This window comes from Arthrobacter sp. Y3221157 (genome assembly GCF_059089865.1).
On record NZ_JBNHFD010000201.1, the window covers coordinates 1 to 965 of the forward strand.

At 70.1% G+C, this 965-nt stretch carries 1 protein-coding gene; it reads left to right on the plus strand.

Going from position 1 to position 965, the window contains the following annotated elements; genetic code table 11:
* On the plus strand, window positions 1–965 hold a 965-nt coding region (locus AC5RTT_RS20640), incomplete at both ends, for an alkaline phosphatase family protein (RefSeq protein WP_494146718.1).

The following is a 965-nucleotide window of genomic DNA, read 5'->3' on the forward strand; positions in this document are numbered from 1 at the left end:
GGCTTCACGAACGCGCTCGGCCTGCCGGCGGCCCAGCGCGTCTGCGTGGTCCTGGCCGACGGCCTGGGGCGGAGCCTGCTGAAGCAGAAAACAGCGCACACCCCCTTCCTGCGGTCGGTGGTCCAGGCCGGGCAGGGCGACGTTCCCGTGTGGCTCGATTCGGCTTTCCCCTCCACAACGGCCGCGGCACTGTCGAGCTTCGGGACGGGACTGCCGCCCGGCCAGCACGGCATGGTGGGCTACGACGTGCTCGATCCGGAGCAGGACAAGGTGGTCAACCTGTTGGGCAACTGGGACCCGGGTGTGGACCCCGAGTCCTGGCAGCCGTTCCCCACGGTGCTGGAGCGCGCCGCCGGCGAAGTGGACGTCACCACCATTAGCCTGCCGCAATTCGGTGACTCTCCCATGACCCGCGCCGCCCTCCGCGGCGGCCGGTTCGTGTCCGGAACCACCTCCCACGCCCGCACGGCCGCAGCCGCCGAAGCCATGGCCGGCTCCGACCGGTCATTGATGTACTTCTACCTGAACGAGCTGGACAAGGCAGGGCATCGCTACGGCTGCGGCTCTGAGCAGTGGGAGCACCAGATCGAGGAACTGGACGCGACCGTGAAGCGGCTCAGTGTGTCCCTTCCGGCCGGCACCACCATCCTCCTCACGGCCGATCACGGGATGCTGGACGTGCCGGAGCAGCACCGCATCGACTTCTCCGCGGACCCCCAACTGGTGGACGGTGTCCGGCACACGGCGGGCGAGCCCCGGATGGTGCACCTGTACCTCGAAGAGGGCGCAGACCGGGACCGCCTGCTGGCAGCCTGGCGTGCCCGCTTCCGCGGCAGGATCTGGGCGTTCACCCGGGAGGATGCGCTGTCCGCCGGCCTCTTCGGCCCGGTGCGTCCCGCCGTCGAAGGCAGGATCGGCGACGTCATGATTGCCGCGCGGGACAGCCTGGCCCTGTACGACACGCG